At 64.8% G+C, this 18,288-nt stretch carries 17 protein-coding genes; 3 read left to right on the top strand and 14 right to left on the bottom strand.

What is annotated here, in order from left to right; all coding sequences use genetic code 11:
* The first annotated feature begins 278 nt into the window (after positions 1-278).
* Both ACVMDN_RS28175 and ACVMDN_RS28180 read left to right on the top strand, forming a co-directional pair.
* Positions 279-1,469, top strand: a complete 1,191-nt coding sequence (locus ACVMDN_RS28175; protein ID WP_076830674.1) for a glycosyltransferase family 4 protein — start codon at positions 279-281, stop codon at positions 1,467-1,469.
* Between the two features lie 15 nt (positions 1,470-1,484).
* Positions 1,485-3,041, top strand: coding sequence for a glucosamine inositolphosphorylceramide transferase family protein (locus tag ACVMDN_RS28180; protein WP_076830582.1), 1,557 nt, complete (start codon positions 1,485-1,487; stop codon positions 3,039-3,041).
* Positions 3,042-3,057: 16 nt separating this feature from the next.
* On the opposite strand, the gene ACVMDN_RS28185 is transcribed toward ACVMDN_RS28180, so the two are convergent.
* From ACVMDN_RS28185 to ACVMDN_RS28240, 12 genes are read right to left on the bottom strand one after another with little or no spacing between them, the layout of a single operon-like run.
* Entirely contained in the window at positions 3,058-4,260 is a 1,203-nt protein-coding gene (locus tag ACVMDN_RS28185) for an ABC transporter substrate-binding protein (RefSeq protein WP_076830579.1), read from the bottom strand.
* A gap of 55 nt (positions 4,261-4,315) precedes the next feature.
* Positions 4,316-5,017, bottom strand: coding sequence for an SDR family NAD(P)-dependent oxidoreductase (locus ACVMDN_RS28190; protein WP_456834823.1), 702 nt, complete (start codon positions 5,015-5,017; stop codon positions 4,316-4,318).
* Between the two features lie 39 nt (positions 5,018-5,056).
* Positions 5,057-5,863, bottom strand: a complete 807-nt coding sequence (locus tag ACVMDN_RS28195; RefSeq protein ID WP_076830576.1) for a glutathione S-transferase family protein — start codon at positions 5,861-5,863, stop codon at positions 5,057-5,059.
* A gap of 24 nt (positions 5,864-5,887) precedes the next feature.
* A complete protein-coding gene (locus ACVMDN_RS28200; protein ID WP_076830574.1) occupies positions 5,888-7,048 on the bottom strand; it encodes an iron-containing alcohol dehydrogenase in 1,161 nt (386 codons plus the stop codon).
* 40 nt (positions 7,049-7,088) lie between these two features.
* Positions 7,089-7,862: an enoyl-CoA hydratase-related protein gene (locus tag ACVMDN_RS28205; RefSeq protein WP_076830571.1), complete on the bottom strand. Its 774-nt coding sequence runs from the start codon at positions 7,860-7,862 to the stop codon at positions 7,089-7,091.
* 12 nt (positions 7,863-7,874) lie between these two features.
* Positions 7,875-8,885: an NAD(P)H-dependent flavin oxidoreductase gene (locus ACVMDN_RS28210; RefSeq protein WP_057019203.1), complete on the bottom strand. Its 1,011-nt coding sequence runs from the start codon at positions 8,883-8,885 to the stop codon at positions 7,875-7,877.
* Positions 8,886-8,906: 21 nt separating this feature from the next.
* Positions 8,907-10,094, bottom strand: coding sequence for an acetyl-CoA C-acyltransferase (locus tag ACVMDN_RS28215; protein ID WP_076830568.1), 1,188 nt, complete (start codon positions 10,092-10,094; stop codon positions 8,907-8,909).
* 14 nt (positions 10,095-10,108) lie between these two features.
* Positions 10,109-11,239 carry an acyl-CoA dehydrogenase family protein gene (locus ACVMDN_RS28220; RefSeq protein WP_076830565.1) on the bottom strand — a complete coding sequence of 377 codons (1,131 nt, stop codon included), beginning with the start codon at positions 11,237-11,239 and terminating at the stop codon, positions 10,109-10,111.
* Between the two features lie 20 nt (positions 11,240-11,259).
* Positions 11,260-12,441 carry an acyl-CoA dehydrogenase family protein gene (locus ACVMDN_RS28225; protein WP_076830562.1) on the bottom strand — a complete coding sequence of 394 codons (1,182 nt, stop codon included), beginning with the start codon at positions 12,439-12,441 and terminating at the stop codon, positions 11,260-11,262.
* A 12-nt stretch (positions 12,442-12,453) separates the two neighbouring features.
* Complete coding sequence (locus tag ACVMDN_RS28230) at positions 12,454-13,191, bottom strand: SDR family oxidoreductase (RefSeq protein WP_076830559.1); 738 nt, start codon at positions 13,189-13,191, stop codon at positions 12,454-12,456.
* Positions 13,192-13,242: 51 nt separating this feature from the next.
* Positions 13,243-14,787, bottom strand: a complete 1,545-nt coding sequence (locus ACVMDN_RS28235) for a class I adenylate-forming enzyme family protein (RefSeq protein ID WP_229189138.1) — start codon at positions 14,785-14,787, stop codon at positions 13,243-13,245.
* Positions 14,788-14,846: 59 nt separating this feature from the next.
* Positions 14,847-15,485, bottom strand: coding sequence for a 2-hydroxychromene-2-carboxylate isomerase (locus ACVMDN_RS28240; RefSeq protein ID WP_076830551.1), 639 nt, complete (start codon positions 15,483-15,485; stop codon positions 14,847-14,849).
* 205 nt (positions 15,486-15,690) lie between these two features.
* On the opposite strand from ACVMDN_RS28240, the gene ACVMDN_RS28245 reads away from it, so the two are divergent.
* Positions 15,691-16,197, top strand: coding sequence for a winged helix-turn-helix transcriptional regulator (locus ACVMDN_RS28245; RefSeq protein WP_026193238.1), 507 nt, complete (start codon positions 15,691-15,693; stop codon positions 16,195-16,197).
* 49 nt (positions 16,198-16,246) lie between these two features.
* On the opposite strand, the gene ACVMDN_RS28250 is transcribed toward ACVMDN_RS28245, so the two are convergent.
* Positions 16,247-17,122: a PhzF family phenazine biosynthesis protein gene (locus tag ACVMDN_RS28250; RefSeq protein WP_076830548.1), complete on the bottom strand. Its 876-nt coding sequence runs from the start codon at positions 17,120-17,122 to the stop codon at positions 16,247-16,249.
* Between the two features lie 26 nt (positions 17,123-17,148).
* A complete protein-coding gene (locus ACVMDN_RS28255) occupies positions 17,149-18,192 on the bottom strand; it encodes an alpha/beta fold hydrolase (RefSeq protein WP_076830545.1) in 1,044 nt (347 codons plus the stop codon).
* Between the last annotated feature and the right edge of the window lie 96 nt (positions 18,193-18,288).

Below are 18,288 nucleotides of genomic sequence, written 5' to 3' on the forward strand. Positions count from 1 at the left end.
GGGCTGTTACTCGAATTCAACTGACAGTGCTGCTCCAACGTAAATATCTATGGTTAATCCACGGTTACCCCCTCCTCATGCGGACGTAACCAATTAGTTAACGAGCCGGCTGTACCCTGTGTGTGAAACAATGGCTCTCGATTGCTGGCAATGTCTGATCGCACTAAATGAGCAGTAACCTCAACACGCGCTACTCGATCTACGAGCGCGCTTCGCGTGATAAGTACGCGCGCAATAGCGAGGGAGACGATTTCACTCCTTCGACGGGTGAGGAAGCCGTGCTTCATTACAGGCCAAGCACAGAATTGCGCGAGGCATCGACCGCATCACGCGATCGACCGAACGAGAGCAAGCCAAAGCTGCGTGTCGTCCTGGTACAGACCCAGGCCGAGAACGCCGGCGCGCAGGAGATATCGCGGCTGCTCGGCGCGGGCCTCTCCGCGCGCGGCTATGACGTCGCCAACCTGTTCTTCTTCCGCAAATCGGATTCCTTCGACGAGCCGCCCAATACTTTCTATTGCGCGCAGACCCGCCCGGGAAATCCCCTGGCCCTGCTGCGGATGCTGTGGACGCTCGCCGGTCATCTCAGGACCATCAGGCCCGATGTCGTGCTGACCTTCCAGCACTTCGGCAATGTGATCGGCGGAGGCGTGTCGCGGCTCGTCTGCCGCGCTCCGGTGATCGCCAATCAGGTGTCCTCGGCGATGTCGATGAGCATGCCGGTGCGCGCCGCCGACATCTTCATGGGCTCGACCGGCTTCTTCCAGTGCATCACGCTGAATTCGCGGGACATGGAGCGTGAATACGCCCGCTACCCCGCGACCTATCGCGCGCGCATGACGCACGTCCCGCACGGCTTCGATGACAAGTCGCACAGCCTGCCGAAGAACGTAGCGCGGCAGCAGTTCAGGCTGCCGCCGGATCGCACGCTGCTTGGCTGCGCGGCAAGACTGCATCCGCACAAGCGGCTCGATGCGGCAATTCGCCTGCTGGCCGCCGACCAATCCTGGCATCTTGCCCTTGCCGGACAAGGAGCGGACGAGGAACGGCTGCGAGCCCTGGCGAGCGAGCTGAAAGTCGCGGATCGACTGCACTTCATCGGCGAGATCCCACCGCGCCAGATGGCCGAATTCCTGGCGTGCCTCGACGTCTTTGTATTTCCGACGCAGGCCGAAACCTTCGGCCTTGCCGCTGTTGAAGCCGCGAGCGCCGGCATTCCCTGCGTCGTCAACGATCTTCCCGTGCTGCGCGAGGTGCTGTCCTACCAGGGACAGCCCGCGGCGGTCTTCGTTGACGCGGCTAACGAGGCCGAGTTTTCGGCCGCCGTGTCGAAAGTCCTGACCGATCGTTTGTTGAGCGATCAGCTGCGGCAAAGTGCCGTGGGCCTGAAGTCGCGTTATTCGTTGGATGCCATGATAGAGGAATACGTCCGCATTCTCGGCAATGCCGTGGGAGTGGACGCGCACTAGGAAATTGGGCTGGACATGATTATCGAGTTTCGCTGCGATCGCGCGCAGGCGCGACTCTGGATGCGTCGCGAGACGCTGCGCGTCAGCGATCAGGATATTCCCGTTCAGATCGCCTGGACGACGACGCCGGGGCCGGGGCCCGCCGGCCTCGACATGCTGTTCGAGCTCGAACGCATCGTGCTGCGCAAGGGCAAGGCGGGTGATGTCGACAGGCTGAAGACGATTGCGGAACGGCCGCGCATGGGCAACCCCGATGTGGTGGTCGACTTCACCACTGCCGAGCGGGACCCGAACTGCTCCGCCAGGCTCTACCTCCGTCCACACTTCAACGGACAGGCGGGCGAAGCCGCCGCACTGGCCGCCATTCTCGCCGGCGACCTGCCGGTGATTGAAATCGTCAACGAGCTCGACGGCACGGTCATGGACCGCGGCCATCCCTCGGCGGAAATCGCCACCGGCCTGAGCGGCGGGCTCGAAACGGTGATGGCGCGCACCCTGTCCATGCTGCCGCCGATCCTGTCGGGGGCTCCGCGGCTGGTGCCGCAACTCGCTGTGCCGGCGACCGGCAGCGCGCCGGGAAATCCCGCGCCCTTTGTCCTGCGCGGCGTCGCGACCTCGATCGCGAAGGAGATCTATCGTCTTTGCTGCTACGCGCCGCATTGGCATGTCGGCTGGCGCTACGCCGACGACGCGGATATCTGGCGGACCGGTGACCTGTCGGGACCTGCCTGGAACGTGCTCGGCGATCCCGGCAATCACTTCTATGCCGATCCCGTCCCGGTGAAATGGCAGGGCAGGACGTTCGTGTTCTTCGAGGACCTCGACCACCGAACCGGCAAGGGCATCATCTCCGCGATCGAATTCGACGGCAACGGTCCGGTCGGCACGGTGCTGCCGGTGCTCGAAGAGCCGTGGCACCTGTCCTACCCGTTCCTGATCGAGAACAATTGCGAGCTGTGGATGATCCCGGAAAGCACCGCGCATCGCGATGTCCCGATCTACAAATGCGTTCGCTTTCCCGACAAGTGGGAACGGCAGGGCACGCTGCTGTCCGGGCTCGAACTCGCCGACGCGACCATCACGCAGCATGACGGCCTCTACTACATGTTCGGAGCCTGGCGCGACGGCACCGGCGGATATTCCGACACGCTGGCGATCTATTACGCCGAGCAATTGTTCGGCCCCTGGCGGCCGCATGCAAGCAATCCGATCCTGATGGATCGCGCGACGACCCGACCCGCCGGCAATTTCGTGACCATCAACGGCAAGCTGTGGCGGCCGGTGCAGGACTGCACCAACGGATACGGCGCGGCGCTCGGACTTGCGGAAGTGCTCGAACTGTCGCCGACGATCTACCGGCAGGCCGTGCGCCATCTGCTCAAACCCGGGCCGCTGTGGACCGGACGCAAGCTGCACACGCTCAACCGCTGCGGCCGGCTCGAGGTGATCGACGGCTCGCGGGTCCAGCCGAAGACCACCGCCTTGCTGAACAGCCTGCGGTCAAGCGACCGACCAGCCCAGCGGGAGTGGCAAGGCACGCTGGCGAAGCCGATCGCGCGACGGCTCCACTAGCCTCGGTCGACCCGGTTCAGTTCAGGTCGGCACTCAGCACGCCGCCGAACTGCTCCCATGAGCTTCCGGTCCAGCGTTGCAGCTGAAGCTGCGTATAGGCCATGCTGTTGTCGGGGCCTGTGTTGATGGCGATGCCCGGCATCAGCGTCGGCAGCACGAGCCCTCTGATGTTGCGCGCCTGCTTCACGATGTTCTCGCGCGACAGGTCGTCACCGCACTGCTTCAGCACCTGCTCCAGGATCTGGCCCTGCTGGGTGCCGAACAGATAGTTGTTGTCGCCGATATCGGCGCCTGGGAGATATTTCTCGAAATGGGCGCGATACCATTTCATGCCGGGATCGTCGGCCCACTTCTTGTCGTTCGGATCCTTGGTGATGGTCGCCACGACAACGCCCACCGCCTTGTCCGCGCCCGCCGGCACGATGGTCGCGGACACCGAGCTCGACACATAGTTGACGATGGTCAGCGGCGACCAGCCGATCTCGTTCGCCTTCTTGATCGCCTGGGCCACGAATTTCGGTGTGCCGGCGATCAGGAACGCCTGCGCACCCGACGCCTTCAACGTCACCACGCGGGATTCGATGGTCGGCTCGGTGACCTCATAGGGAGACGTCACCACCTTCTTGTCGAAATCGGCCTTCAACACCTCCTTGAACGCGGCGACGAAATCGCGGCCGAGATCGTCGTTCTGGTAGAGGATCGCGATCTTCGCATCGGGCGCCGTCTGCGTAATGTATTTTGCGTAGATCTTGCCTTCGGTGTTGTAGCTCGGCAGTCCCGTGGTGGTCAGCGGAAATTCCGCGAAATTCGTAAACTTGGTCGCGCCGCTGACGACGAACAGATGCGGCACCTTCTTCGCGGTGACGTATTTGATGGTCGCGCCGATGCCGGGCGTGCCGAGCGGGCTGAACAGGAACGCCACCTCGTCGCTCTCGATCAGCTTGCGGGTCTGCTCCACGGCCTTGGGCGGCGTGTAGGCATCGTCATAGGTGATGAGGTTGATCTTGCGGCCGTTGATGCCGCCGCGGTCATTGACGGAATGGACGTAGGCGATCAGGCCCTTGCCGGTGTTGCTGAGCGGCGACGCCGGCCCGCTGAACGGGAACGTCGCCCCGACCTTGATCTCTGATTCCGATACCCCCGGCGTTTCGGCGCGGACTGGAGCCGCGGCAAGCGCCGCGAGCATCGCAACGGACACGGCAAGCGTCTTCAACAACATGAAATTCCTCCTGAGCTTTTATGAATTGACCAACTCTTGCGATCGGCGCGCGGCGCTACCAGGCTTCGCCGAACGGCCTGATCTCGACATTGAACGACCACGCGCTGCGATCCTGATGGGCGACGTGCCAGACCTCGTCGGCGATCGCTTTCGGCTTGATGAAGAAGTCGTCCGGCCGATCCGGCCAGCGCTTGCGCGTCCACTCCAGATCGATCACGGCATCGATCACGAGATAGGCGACGTGAACACCTCGCGGCCCCAGATCGCGGGCCATCGCCTCGGCGAGAATCCGCTGTGCCGCCTTGGTCGGCGCGAACCCCGCGAAGCCGGCCTTGCCGCGCAACGCCGACGTATTGCCGGTCGCGACGATGGCGCCCTTGCCGGCAGCGATCATCGCCGGGGCAAATCGCCGTGCCAGGTACAGCAATCCCATCGTGTTGACCTGGAAGTTGCGATTGAGAATCTCCGGATCGATCTCGCGGAAGGTGCCGAACGCCCCGCCGACGGCGTTATGAATGACCACGGCGGGATTGCCGAGATCGCGCTCCACGGCGGAGGCCACCGCCTCGACCTGCGCGGGATCGGACACGTCGCACCGATAGGCCTTTGCGCCCGGCAGCTGCTTTTCGAGCGCGGCGAGGCGCGCCTCGTTCCTGGCGAGAAGCGCGACGCGATAGCCGCCCTCAGTGAATCTCCTGGCGAGCGCCGAACCGGTGCCGGGCCCAACGCCGGATATCAGAGAGACAGGTGCGGTCATGCGATCAACCCTCCGCGTTGCGGCTCATGGCCTTCATGGTCAGGCGGCCGCCTTCGACAGCAGCTTCTCGACGTAAGGCTTGAGGTCCGGCCCGACATGCTCATGCGCGATCAGGCGGCCAAAGTGCGCGAACATCAGCGGATACTCATCCTGCACGCCCGAATGCAGGATTTTCGCCAATCCTTGCTTTTTCAGCTGCTCGGTCCGCGCATGTTCATTCATGAACAGCGCGAGTTCGGCGGCAAAGCAGATGTCGGCAATCGAGATACCGTTCCCGACCAGCGCCTCCTGCCGCGGCGACAGCGCCTGCTCGATGCCGGACGCATAGATCGCGAACGCATCCTTGGCGCGCGCATGAATGGCCGCATCGACGGTGCCGCCCGAGAGCGCCAGCAGATAGATTTGCGAGTCCCGCGCGAACACCAGGCTTACATCGAGAAAACTGTCGATCCGCGACGCCTCAAAGGCGTCGCGCCCGTAGAGCGGGAACTTCGCCTCGCCGAGCCGCGCCACCGTGCGCATGATGCTGTTCGATTCGAAGATTCCGACCTTGCCGTCGGCGCCGAACGCGGCCGGCACATTGCCGAACGGCTGCGCCGCCATGAACGCATCGGTCTTGAACAGTTGCGCCCCGGTCAGTCCGACCCGCCCGGTCCGTGCCAGCGACGACAGCGAGGCGCGCTCATGCTCCGCCAGCGGGCGGGCATCATAGTCCCACAACCAGTCCCGCAACTCCTTGCCGGACGCGCCCCTGACCTCGACGTCGACGCCGCAGAACCGCGCCGCGATGGTCGCCTTCCAGACCCGTGGGTTCGGCAGATAGGAGAAGATGCGCAAGGCGGCCATGGCGGCTGCTCCGGTGCTGATGCCTCAGGCGGCCAGCTTCAGGATCTTGACGACGTCGCCGGGCTCGCGGATCGGCTGCGGGTTGGCCCGGGTGAAGATCGACAGCATGGCGTTCCGGCCGATCAGCTCAAACCGATCTTCGCCGACGCCGACATCGGCAAGCCGCCGCGGCAAGCCGAGCTCCGCGATGAACGCCGCAAACGCCTCGCCGGCATCGCGCCCCGGCGCGCCGAGCGCAGCGGCGATCGATCGCTGGGCGGCTTCCGTCGCCGGGCGGTTATAGCGGAGCACGCTCGGCATCATCACCGCCGTGCAGAAATAATGCGGCACGTCGCAGGTGCCGCCGAGCACATGGCCGATGGCGTGGCTGGCGCCCATCGGCACTCGCGACTGCAATCCGAACGCCGACAGCCAGGAGCCGAGCTGGCAGCTCAGCCGCGCCGGCTCGTCGTCGGGGTGGGCCTTGGTGCGCAGCAGACCGTCGTGCAGATAGCGCAGCCCCTGCTGGCACACCGCGTCGACCAGCACGTTGGGACGGCTGGAGCAGATCGCCTCGATGCCGTGATCCATCGCCCGCGTCCCGGAACCGAGCCAGAGCTTCTCCGGTGTATATTTCGTGATCGCGGGATCGAGGATGATGCTGCGCGGCATCATCATCGGGTGGTTGAAGATCTGCTTCAGCTTGCGGCTGGTATCGGTGACCAGCGCGCCGGAATTGTATTCGCCGCCGGAGAGCGTGCTGGGGATCGCGATCATGCGCACTTTCGGCGTGCGGAACGGCCCGAAGCGGCGGTCCGGCGTGGTCTCGAAGCCGTCGAGGCCATCAGGCTCGAAGATCTCGTGCTCCATGCACATCAGCACGATCTTCGCCGCATCGACCACCGAGCCGCCGCCGATCGCGACGACGAGGTCCGCCTTGGCCTCGCCGGCTTGCCGCGCGATCTGCGTCACCACGTCCCGCGTCGTGTGCTGCGGCACGCCGTCGAAGGTCGCGGCGTGGCGGTCGCCGAGGGCTTGACGGATTTTCCCGATCTCGTCGGTCGTGGTGTTCAACGTCCGGCTGGCGATCAGATAGACGCGCCTGGCATCCAGCCGCTCGGCCTCCTCGCGCAGCGCTTCGGCCGCCGGCTTGCCGTAGATCACGGATTCCATGGTCGGGTATTGATGGCTGCCGGTGACGCGCATGCTTTCACTCCCTCGATGTGTCCGTGAGTTCCGCTGTCGGTCAGGCCGACAGCTTGGTGAAATCAGGCTGACGCCGTTCGGCGAAGGCGGCAAAGGCTTCGCGCGCCTCGGGCGTCGTCAGCCGCTCCTTGAACAGCACGCCTTCCTCGGCGATCTGCGCCGCGATCTTCTGCTGCTCGCGCATCAGCTTCTTGGTCATGCTGAGCGACCCCGCCGGCCGCCTGGTCAGTGCGACAGCCGCGTCATGCGCCCTCTTGCGCAGATCGGCCTGCGGCACCACGGCGTTGGCGAGACCAGATGCCAGCGCACCCTGCGCATCCATCGGCTCGCCGAGCGCGAACATCGCATAGGCCCGCGCGTGTCCGATCCTCAAGGGGAGCAGCCAGCTCGACGCCGCTTCCGGAACCAGAGCGAGGTTGACGAACGGCGTGATCAGCCGCGCATTCTCGGCAAGATAGACCAGGTCGCAATGCAGCAGCATGGTGGTGCCGACGCCGACCGCATTGCCCTGCACGGCGGCGACCAGCGGCTTGCCGACCTTGCTGATGGTCTCGATGAAGCGATGCGCGGGGCTATCGACTGCGCTTTCGCCGCGTGCCTGGCTCGCGAAGTCGGCGAGGTCGTTGCCCGCGGTGAAGCTGTCGCCGTCGCCCTGGAACAGGATGACGCGGACGGCCGGATCGGTCTCGGCCTCTTTCAGAGCATGCGACATCGCGTCATACATGGCGCCGGTCAGCGCATTCTTCTTCTCGGGCCGCTGCAAGGTCAGCGTCATGACGCCGGCGGCGATCTCAACCTTGACGTGCTCGGTCATGGCACTCTCCCGTCAGGCGACCGCGCGGGCCGGCATGGTTTCGAACTTACCGTCGAGGAAGCCGGTCAACCGCTGCCGGATGATCGCTTCGGCTTCGGCCATGATGCGGTCGATCAGCTCCTTGACGGTCGGGATGTCATTGATAAGGCCGACCACCATGCCGCAGCTCCAGGCGCCGGCATCCATCTCGCCGTCGATCATCACCTTCGGATAGACGCCGGCGACTTGCTCGTGGATATCCTCGATCTTCAGCCTGGCGCCCTTCTCGCGCTCGATCTCGAGCAGCTCATCGACGCCCTTGTTCTTCAGCACCCGCTCGGTGTTGCGTAGCGCGCGCATCACGAGGCGGGTGTCGAGCTCGTCGGCGTCGAGCAGCGCCTGCTTCACATTGGGATGAACCGGCGCTTCCTTCGTCGCGATGAAGCGCGTGCCCATGTTCATCCCGGCAGCGCCCATCGACAGCGCCGCGACAAGGCTGCGCGCATCCGCCATGCCGCCCGAAGCGACGAACGGGATCTTCAACTCGTCCGCCGCGCGCGGCAGCAGGATCATGTTCGGGATGTCGTCCTCGCCGGGGTGACCGCCGCACTCGAAGCCGTCGACGCTGACCGCGTCGCAGCCGATCTTCTCGGCCTTCAGCGAATGCCGCACCGAGGTGCATTTGTGAATGACCTTGATGCCGGCCGCCTTCAGCGCCGGCATGTACTGCTCCGGGCTGCGGCCCGCGGTTTCCACCGCCTTGACGCCGCCCTCGCGGATCGCCGCGATGTATTCGGGATAGGGCGGCGCGGTGAAGCTCGGCAGGAAGGTGAGGTTCACGCCGATCGGCTTGTCCGTCATGTCGCGGCAGCGCGCGATCTCCTTCGCCAGCAGCTCCGGTGTCTTCTGGGTCAGGCCGGTGATGATGCCGAGACCGCCGGCATTGGACACCGCGGCCGCCATCTCGGCGAAGCCGACAAAATGCATGCCGCCCTGGATGATCGGATGCTGGATGCCGAACAGTTCAGTGATTGCTGTCTTCACAAGTCTCTCCCGCGTTTCCGCTCAGTGGACGATTTCGAACAGGCCCGCCGCGCCCATGCCGCCGCCGATGCACATGGTCACCACGCCGTATTTCGCCTTGCGCCGCCGGCCCTCGATCAAGAGGTGACCGGTGAGCCGCGCCCCGGTCATGCCGTAGGGATGGCCGATCGCGATCGAGCCGCCATTGACGTTCAGCTTGTCCGGATCGATGCCGAGCTTGTCGCGGCAATAGATCACCTGCACCGCATAGGCCTCGTTGAGCTCCCAGAGATCGATGTCGTCGATCTTGAGGTTGTGCCGCTTGAGGAGCCGCGGGATCGCGGCAACCGGGCCGACGCCCATCTCGTCCGGCTCGACGCCGGCGGCGACGAAGCCGCGGAAGATGCCGAGCGGCTTCAGGCCCTTCTGCGCGGCAACCTTGTCGCTCATGATCACGCAGGCCGAGGCGCCGTCCGAGAGCTGGCTCGCATTGCCGGCGCTGATGGTCCTGCCCTCGAACACCGGCTTGATCTTGGCGAGCCCATCCGCCGTGGTATCCGGCCGCGGCCCCTCATCCTTGGCCAGCGTCACCTGCTGATAGCTGACCTCCTTGGTGTCCTTGTTGGCCACGGCCATTTTGGTCGTGATCGGCACGATCTCGTCGTTGAAGCGGCCGCCCTGCAACGCGGCGCCGACGCGGCGCTGGCACTCGAGGCTGTACTCGTCCTGCTTGTCGCGGCCGATCCCGTAGCGCTCGGCGACGACCTCGGCGGTCTCCAGCATCGACATGTACATCTCGGGCTTCATTGCCATCAGCTCGTCGTCGACGGCGTGGAACCTGTTCATGTGCTCGTTCTGCACCAGGCTGATCGACTCGATGCCACCGCCGATCGCGATCTCGACGCCGTCGAGCATGACAGAGCGGGCGGCGACCGCGATCGCCTGCAGGCCGGAGGCGCATTGCCGATCGATGGTGGTGCCGGCGACCGTCACCGGCAGCCCGGCGCGGATGGCACCCTTGCGCGCGACGTTCATCACCATGGTACCCTGCTGCATCGCGCAGCCCATCACCACGTCCTCGACCTCGCCGGGCGCGATGCCGGCACGCTTCACCGCTTCGGCCATCACATGGCCGGCCAAAGTCGGGCCGTCGGTGTTGTTCAGCGCGCCGCGATAGGCCTTGCCGACGCCGGTGCGCGCGGTGGAAACGATGACTGCATCCTGTGACATGTTGCCTCTCTGGCTTAGGCGACCGCGTCGAGCTGCGCATAACGCAGCACGTGATAGGCGGGATCGCCGAACTGGATGTTGATGGAGGAAATCCGCTTGAAGTAATGGCCGACATTGAGCTCGTCGGTCATGCCCATGCCGCCATGCAGCTGCACCGCCTGGTCGGCGACGAACTTGCCGGCATATCCGATCTTCGACTTGGCGCCGGAGGCGAGCCGAGACACGCCGGCCTCATCGTCGCTGAGACTGAGGCTCAGATGCTGCATCAGCGACAACGCCTCCTGATGCGCGATGAACATGTCGACCATCCGGTGCTGCAGCACCTGGAAGCTGCCGATCGTGACGCCGAACTGCTTTCGCGTCTTGGAATAGTCCAGCGTCGCGGCGTTCAGTTCGCCGATCGCGCCGACCGCCTCGGCGCAGAGCGCGCCGATCGCGCGGTTACGGCAGGCTTCCAGCGCGGCGACGCCCCCGCCTTCGCTGCCCAGCAATTCCGCGCGCACGCCGCGCAGGCTGATCTCGGCCGCCGTTCGGCCATCGATCGTCCTGAAGCTTTGCAGATCGAGATTGGCGGCGCGGCGATCGACGACGAACAGGCTGACGCCGCCGCGATCGTGACGATGACCCGCGGTGCGCGCGGAGACGATCAGATAATCCGCCCACGGCGCGGCCAGCACCGCCGTCTTCTCCCCGGTGAGCACGTAATCGTTGCCCTCGCGGCGCGCCGTGGTGGTGACGGTGGCGAGATCGAAGCGCGAACCCTTCTCGGTCCAGGCCAGCGCCCAGAGTTTCGTGCCAGCGATGATGTCGGCGATGAACGCCTGCCTCTGCGCGTCGGAACCTGCCTGCTCGATCAAGCCACCCGCGACGACGACCGTCTCGACAAAGGGCTCCACGACAAGATGGCGGCCGAACTCCTGCATGATGATCATGGTCGACAACGGCCCGCCGCCGAGCCCTCCGACCGCTTCCGAGAACGGCGCGGCGAGCAGGCCGAGCTCGGCGAATTCAGCCCATTGCTTGCGGCCAAAACCCTCCTCGCTCGCGACGATCTTGCGGCGGGCGTCAAAGTCATACTGGTCGCGCAGCAGCCGCTGGACGCTGGACCGCAACAATTCCTGCTCTTCCGTGAACTGGATATCCATCCGATCCTCGTTGCTTGTGGCTAGAGTCCAAGCACCGCCTTGGCGATGATGTTGCGCTGGATCTCGTTCGACCCGCCGTAGATCGAGAGCTTGCGCGAGTTGAGGAATTTCTCCGACGCGGTGTGGCCGTAGTCGGGGCCCGGCATGAAGTGATTGGCGCTGACCGGATGCTCGCGGATCGCAAGCCCGTAATTGCCGATCGCCCGATGCGTCAGCTCAGTGATGTTCTGGAAGATTTCGGTGCCCCGGATCTTGAACAACGAGGCGGCCGGTCCCGGGTCGATGCCGCGCGCCATCTGGCCGACGACGCGAAGCTCGGTCGCCTCCAGCGCCAGCACGTCGAGCTCGACGCGGGCGATGTCCCGGATGAATTCCAGATGCGCCGGATCGTCTTCGGGGATCTCCGCCTTCACGATCTTCTTCAGCCGCGCGATGTAGCGCGTCGAGCGGCCGATGCCGGCCATGCTGGTGCGCTCATTGCCGAGCAGGAATTTGGCGTAGGTCCAGCCCTTGTTTTCCTCGCCGATCAAGTTCTCGGCGGGAACGCGCACGTTCTCCAGGAAGACGTCGTTGACCTCGTGCGAGCCGTCGATGGTGATGATCGGGCGCACGGTGACGCCGGGCGACTTCATGTCGATCAAGAGGAACGAGATGCCGGACTGCGGCTTGGCCGTGGGATCGGTGCGCACCAGGCAGAAGATCCAGTCGGCGTGCTGCGCCAGTGTGGTCCAGGTCTTGTGGCCGTTGACGATGTAGTGGTCGCCGTCACGCACCGCCTTGGTGCGGACGGTCGCGAGGTCGGAGCCGGAGCCCGGCTCCGAATAGCCCTGGCACCACCAATCCTCGCCGGACAAGATGCGCGGCAGGAATTTCTTCTTCTGCACATCGTTGCCGAAGGTGTAGATGACGGGCCCGACCATGGTGACGCTGAACGCCAGCGGCGGCATCGTGCCAGCGCGCGTCGTCTCCTGCTCGAAGATGAAGCGGCGGGTGATCGACCAGCCGGGCCCGCCATATTCCTTCGGCCAGAGCGGCGCGATCCAGCCCTTCTTGTGCAGGATGCGATGCCACAGCAGCATCTGCTCCTTGGAGAGATCGGTCTCCGGATTGGCGACGCGCATCTCCGCCGGGTAGTTGTCCTTGATGAAGGCGCGAACCTCATCGCGGAACGCCGCATCTTCAGGGGATAGCGCGAGCTCCATCTGACCGGCTCCCTACCACTTCTCGCCGAAGGGCCGGATTTCCAACTCGAAGGTCCAGGCGCTCTTCGGCTGCTGATAGAGCTGCCAATAGGCGCCCGCGACCGATGCCGGCGGCATCAAGAGATCGGGATCGTCGAGCGCGTTCGGGCCGAGCGCCTCGATGCGGCGCTGCCGCACCCATTCAGTATCGACGCCGGAATCGATGATCAGATGCGCGACATGGATGTTCTTCGGTCCCAGCTCGCGCGCCATCGCCTGCGCCACGGCGCGCAAGCCGAACTTGGCGCTGGCAAAGGCGGCATAGCCGCTGCCGCCGCGGAGTGACGCGGTGGCGCCGGTGAAGAAAATGTTGCCCTCGCCGCGCGGCATCATCAGCCGCGCCGCCTCGCGCCCGGCCAGGAAGCCGGAGTAGCAGGCCATCTCCCAGACCTTGCGGAACACGCGCTCGGTGGTCTCGAGAATCGGGAAATTGACGTTGGCCCCGATATTGAAGATGCAGACCTCCAGCGGCGCATGCTTGTCGGCGTCGTTGAGGAAGGCCGTGATCTCCTCTTCCTTGCGCGCATCGAGCGAGCGCGCATGGATCTCGCCGCCGGCGGCCTCGATCTCCTTGACCAGCGGCGCCAGCTTGTCGCCGTTGCGGCGGCCAGCGAAAATCGTAAAGCCTTCGGAGGCGAACTTCTTGGCGATCTCGCCGCCGATGAAATCACCGGCACCAATGACGGCCACCGTCCTGTTTCTCTTCTGCATGGTGTACTCCGGTCTTGTTTGAGTGAACTGGCTCGCGGCGATGGCTCAGCCTCAGCCGCGCAGCGACTCCGCGAGCTTGTGCTTCAGCAGCTTGCCCGTCGATGTCGCGGGCAGCGCGTCCATCAGGATAATCTCCGACGGCCGCTTGTACGAGGTGAGTTGCGGGGCAATATGGGCCATCAGGTCCTGTACCGTGGCGGTCGAACCCTTGATCAGTTGCACAAAGGCAACCACCTCTTCGTTGCCCTCGACCGGCCGGCCGACCACGGCGCATTGCACCACGGCGTCGTGCGTGCTCAGCACCGCCTCGATCTCGGCCGGATAGACGTTGAACCCGGAGCGGATGATCATCTCCTTGGTCCGCCCGACGATATAGAGCGCATCATTCTCGAAGCGGGCCAGATCGCCGGTGTTGAACCAGCCGTCGGGGTCGATCGCCTTCGCCGTCAGGTCGGGCGCGCGGTAATAGCCGCGCATCACGTTGGGGCCGCGAACATGCAGCTCGCCGACTTCGCCTGACGCAACCGGCTTGAGGTCGCGGCCGATCAGCTTGGCCTCGAGGCCGGGCATGACGGTGCCGACCGCATGGTCAGCCCGCGGATTGTCGGGCCGGACGCCGGAGATGCCCGGCGAGCATTCGGTGATGCCGTAACCGTTGAGCAGCGGCAGCCCGAGCTCCTGCTCGACCCGTGATTTGAGATCGAGGTCGAGCGGCGCGCCGGCCACCGAGATCACCCGCAACCGGCCGCGATCGAGCTTCGGCAGGCCGGCATTGCGCCGGTATTCGAGCAGACGCTGATAGGTCGCGGGCACGCCGTTCAGGATCGTGATGCCCTCTTCAGTCATCGCCTTGACCAGCGCGGCCGGATCGTATTTCGCCACCAGACGCACGGTGGCGCCGATCATCAGGGTCATGGTCAGCAACGAGATGCCGACGATATGCGAGATCGGCAGCACGCAATACTGCACGTCGTCGGCCGCCATCTTTCGGAAGCTTGCCGTCGCCCGGGCGCTGAACAAGAGATTGCGATGGGTCAGCATCACGCCCTTTGGCGTGCCCGTGGTGCCGGAGGTGTAGATGAGAACCGCGACCTGGTTGGCGCCGTCGGCCTCGACCGGCTCAGCCACGGTTGCCAGGTTCAAACCGGTGACGGCGATGCCGCGGAGCGGACCGACATCCTGCACGGCGGCCTCGTAACGCGCGGCATGCGTAGCCGCCTCCTGCGAGACCTCGGCGGTCAGCAGCACGCGGCGGGCGCCGCTGTGATCCCTGATCTGGTCGAGCTCACGCGGCGACAGCCGGGGATTGACCACGATGGACCAAGCATCGAGCCGGCTCGCCGCCAGCAGCAGGCAGGCGAGCGGGATCGAATTCTCGCTCACGATCATCATGCGGTCGCCGGCGCGGATGCCGAGCGCCCGCAGCGCCTCGGCGACGCGACTGACCGCCCGATCGAGCTCGCGGTAGGTCAGCCGCATCTTGTCGTCGATCAGCGCCGGATGATCCGGCGTCGCCCCGACGTGGTGATCGATCACCTCGTGGATGCGGTTCGGCAAGCCTTCCACACTTCCTTCAAACTGGGTCGACGCCTGCACTGAAACCTCCCTGTGACAGCCCTTTGGGCCTGATTTGTTGTCTTGAGGAATTTTCCCGCTCAGGCGGTCTTGCGCCGCCCCGCGGCCAGCTGCGCGACGATCTCGTCCTCGACCTCGCGCAGCTTGTCCTTGCCGAAGAAGATCTCGTCGCCGACGAAGAAGGTCGGTGAGCCGAACGAGCCGCGCGCCACCGCGTTGCTGGTGTTGTCGATCAGCTTCTTCTTCACCTCGTCCTGCTGGGCGCGGGCGATGATGCGGTCGATATCGAGGCCGGAGGACAGGAACGCTTCGCGGAACACCTGCGGATCGTCCATCTTCTTGGGCTCGGACCACATGTGGTGATAGGCGGCGCGAAAGTACGGTTCGAACAGCCCTTCGAAATCGGCAGCGACGACGCCGCGCATCAGCATCAGCGTGTTGACCGGAAAGAACGGGTTGGTCTTGAACGTCGTGATGTTGTAGCGGCGCAGGAAGCGCTCGGTCTCGAGCGCGTTGTATTCCGGCTTGTTCTTGATGCCGCGCAGCGACTCGCCGGGCGACATGTTGCCGGTCGCCTTGTAGACGCCGCCGAGCAGCACCGGGATGTAGTCGAACTTCACGCCGGTACGCTTCTCGATTTCGGGCAGCGCCTGCTCCGCCAGATAGGCGTTCGGACTTCCAAAATCGAAATGGAATTCGACCTTGAGCGGAGCAACCATGGAACGCCCTTCCCTTTGAGTGCCAGCAGCCCTCAGCCGCCGCGTTGATCGAGCCGGGACCTTAAGTTCTATTTTAGAACTGTCAATATGATATTTGTCATCCAATGACTAAGTCGCGGCTGCAGGCGAGGCATCCTATTGAAATTGCGTTAGTTCTGTTTTAGAATTTAAAAGGCGATGTCGACGCAGACCGCAGGAGATGCTGATGAAATGGGATGCCCTCGAGGAGGAGCCGTGCTCGGTGGCCCGCACGGTGGCTGTCATCGGCGACCGCTGGAGCCTGCTGGTCCTGCGCGAATGTTTCCTGCGCATCCGCAGGTTCGATGACTTCCAGGCCTCGCTCGGGATCACGCGGCATCTGCTCGCCGACCGGCTGAAGAAGCTGGTGCGGTTCGGCGTGCTGCGCAAGATCCCCTATCAGGAGGCGCCGAAGCGCTACGAATACATCCTGACGCAGAAGGGGCTCGACCTCTATCCGATCATCATGTCGATCGTGCACTGGGGCAACGTCCACATGGTCGATTCGCGCGGCCGGCCGATGCTGCACGAACACAAGACCTGCAAGAAGATGTTCGATCCCGTCATGGTCTGTTCGGAATGCGGCGAACCGCTGAGCGCGAAGGCGGTCCACGTGCATCCCGGCCCCGGTGCGCGGAAATCATCACCGGTGCACGCCAAGGCGCAGGAGCGGGCCAGGCGTGCCGCTGATTAGACCAGGATGTACTGTTTACGAAGCCGGCTCGCCTTGCGCTGGCGGCTGCTCAGTGTGACGGCGCAGCCATCAGCGCAACATTGCCGCCAAGCAGGCAGCCGACGGCACGGCCGCCGGCGAAGCCGATGCGGACCCGAATCTCGGACAGCCGCCCCATCGCCCTGCCCTGCAAGATTCGAATCTCGTCGTCATCAGGAGCGACCAGGCGGTAGTCGAGCAGGCCGAACGCAAGCGCCGCGGCCGCAATGCCGGTCGCGGCATCCTCCCGATAACCTGAGGAGCGCGGGAATTGCCGCGCCTCGAACAGGCGAGCCTTTCGGTCGATCACGGCGAATGGATAGAGCCCGGTCGATCCGATCCGGCCGCAGACCGCCTCGACTTGCTCGGCCGCGGGATCGAGCGCATTCAGCGCGTCGGGAGAGCGCATCGGAACGAGGGTCTTGATCCGCGATGTGACGGCATTGCACGGTGCCACCGCATCGATCGCTTCCGGCCCGACCGCGAGCGCCCGCAGCACGTCGTCGCGTTGCCCCGTGGTCAGCGGAACGGTCTTCCCGGCCGGCTGGGTGATCTCGACACGCGGCTCGCCGTGACGACCACGGCTGATGAAGCCGGTGACCGGACCGCTGCGCGTCGAGATCCGCATCGTGTCGCCCGGCAACTTTCCATGGCGCGCAAGCAACCAGAGCGCACCGATGGTCGCGTGGCCGCACATTTCCATCTCGTGATTCGGAACGAAGAAGCGGAACGTGGCGTCGAAATCGTCGCTCTGCGCCGGCAGCACGAAGCCGGATTCGCGACCATGGCGGCGCGCAATATCCTGCATCTCGGAGGCGCTCATGCCGCTTGCATCCACGACAATCGGACAGGGATTGCCGCCCTGCCCATCGACCGTGAACACGCTGACCAGTTCGGCTGTCGTCATGATGTCGCCCGCCTGTCTCGCCGTCCCTACTTGACCAGCGTCGCGCCGGTCTCCGGATGCTGCAGCCAGCCGAGCAGCGCCTCGTGGAAGCGCGCCGGCGCCTGGATTTGCGGCGAATGGCCGAGGTCGGGGAATTCGATCAGCTGCGCATGCGGGATCCGCTTCACGGCCTCCTTGCCCAGCACCGGATAATTGCCGAGCGTCTTGCGGATCTCCGGCGGCGCGGTGTCCTTGCCGATCGCGGTGGTGTCCTTGTCGCCGACAAACAGCAGCGTCGGCGGCTTGATCTGCTCGAACTCGTAGAACACCGGCTGGGTCGCGATCATGTCGTAGAGCCGCGCCGAGCTCGACGCCACGGCGGCGCGGCCCTCTCCGCGATACATGCCGGCCAGCATCTGCACCCACGTCTCGTAGGACGCATCCCACGTGTCGGCGTAATAGGTGGCGCGCTCATAGGCGCGGATGCTGTCCGCGGTGACGCGCGTCTCGCGCTGCATCCAACCGTCGAGGCTGAGCCACGGCACGCCCTTGGCCTTCCAGTCCTCCAGCCCGATCGGATCGACCAGCACCAGGTGGTCGGTCGCCTCCGGATACATCAGCGCGTAGCGCATCGCCAGCATGCCGCCGGTCGAATGGCCGACCATGATCGAATGCGCGATCCCGAGCGAGGCGAGCAGCGCGCGGCTGTTGCCGGCGAGCTGCTGAAAGGTGAACTGATAGCGCTCCGGCTTGCTGGACTTGCAGAATCCGATCTGGTCGATCGCGATCACGCGATAGCCGGCGCCGCTGAGTGCCTTGATGGTGCCGTCCCAGGTCGCGGCACAAAAATTCTTGCCGTGCAGCAGCACCGCGGTCTGGCCGTTCGGCGTCGCCGGCTTGACGTCGAGATAGGCCATGTCGAGCTCCTGCCCCTGCGAGCTGAAGCGATAATGCTCCACCGGATAGGGATAGTCGAAGCCCTGCAGCTCTGGTCCATAGGCCGGCTCGGCGGCCGATTGCGCCAATGCGCTGGACGAACTGAGCGCGACGGTCGCGGCGACGGCGATGTGAAACAGGGTTTTCAGGTGCATCTCGGCAAATCCAGAACTCAGGGGCGATCTCGTGATGCCGTAGCCGAACGCGTGGGCGCCATCCAGCGCCCAGCGATGATTTGTTCGTGATCTCCG

This window comes from Bradyrhizobium sp. USDA 4510, assembly GCF_054059095.1.

Bases quoted from the DNA above. Each gene is read 5' to 3' on its own strand.
- ACVMDN_RS28180 (WP_076830582.1), top strand. From the start codon at position 1,485: ATGATTATCGAGTTTCGCTGCGATCGCGCGCAGGCGCGACTCTGGATG.
- ACVMDN_RS28220 (WP_076830565.1), bottom strand. From the start codon at position 11,239: ATGGATATCCAGTTCACGGAAGAGCAGGAATTGTTGCGGTCCAGCGTC.
- ACVMDN_RS28225 (WP_076830562.1), bottom strand. From the start codon at position 12,441: ATGGAGCTCGCGCTATCCCCTGAAGATGCGGCGTTCCGCGATGAGGTT.
- ACVMDN_RS28245 (WP_026193238.1), top strand. From the start codon at position 15,691: ATGAAATGGGATGCCCTCGAGGAGGAGCCGTGCTCGGTGGCCCGCACG.
- ACVMDN_RS28205 (WP_076830571.1), bottom strand. From the start codon at position 7,862: ATGACCGAGCACGTCAAGGTTGAGATCGCCGCCGGCGTCATGACGCTG.
- ACVMDN_RS28255 (WP_076830545.1), bottom strand. From the start codon at position 18,192: ATGCACCTGAAAACCCTGTTTCACATCGCCGTCGCCGCGACCGTCGCG.
- ACVMDN_RS28250 (WP_076830548.1), bottom strand. From the start codon at position 17,122: ATGACGACAGCCGAACTGGTCAGCGTGTTCACGGTCGATGGGCAGGGC.
- ACVMDN_RS28185 (WP_076830579.1), bottom strand. From the start codon at position 4,260: ATGTTGTTGAAGACGCTTGCCGTGTCCGTTGCGATGCTCGCGGCGCTT.
- ACVMDN_RS28215 (WP_076830568.1), bottom strand. From the start codon at position 10,094: ATGTCACAGGATGCAGTCATCGTTTCCACCGCGCGCACCGGCGTCGGC.
- ACVMDN_RS28195 (WP_076830576.1), bottom strand. From the start codon at position 5,863: ATGGCCGCCTTGCGCATCTTCTCCTATCTGCCGAACCCACGGGTCTGG.
- ACVMDN_RS28240 (WP_076830551.1), bottom strand. From the start codon at position 15,485: ATGGTTGCTCCGCTCAAGGTCGAATTCCATTTCGATTTTGGAAGTCCG.
- ACVMDN_RS28190 (WP_456834823.1), bottom strand. From the start codon at position 5,017: ATGACCGCACCTGTCTCTCTGATATCCGGCGTTGGGCCCGGCACCGGT.
- ACVMDN_RS28230 (WP_076830559.1), bottom strand. From the start codon at position 13,191: ATGCAGAAGAGAAACAGGACGGTGGCCGTCATTGGTGCCGGTGATTTC.
- ACVMDN_RS28200 (WP_076830574.1), bottom strand. From the start codon at position 7,048: ATGCGCGTCACCGGCAGCCATCAATACCCGACCATGGAATCCGTGATC.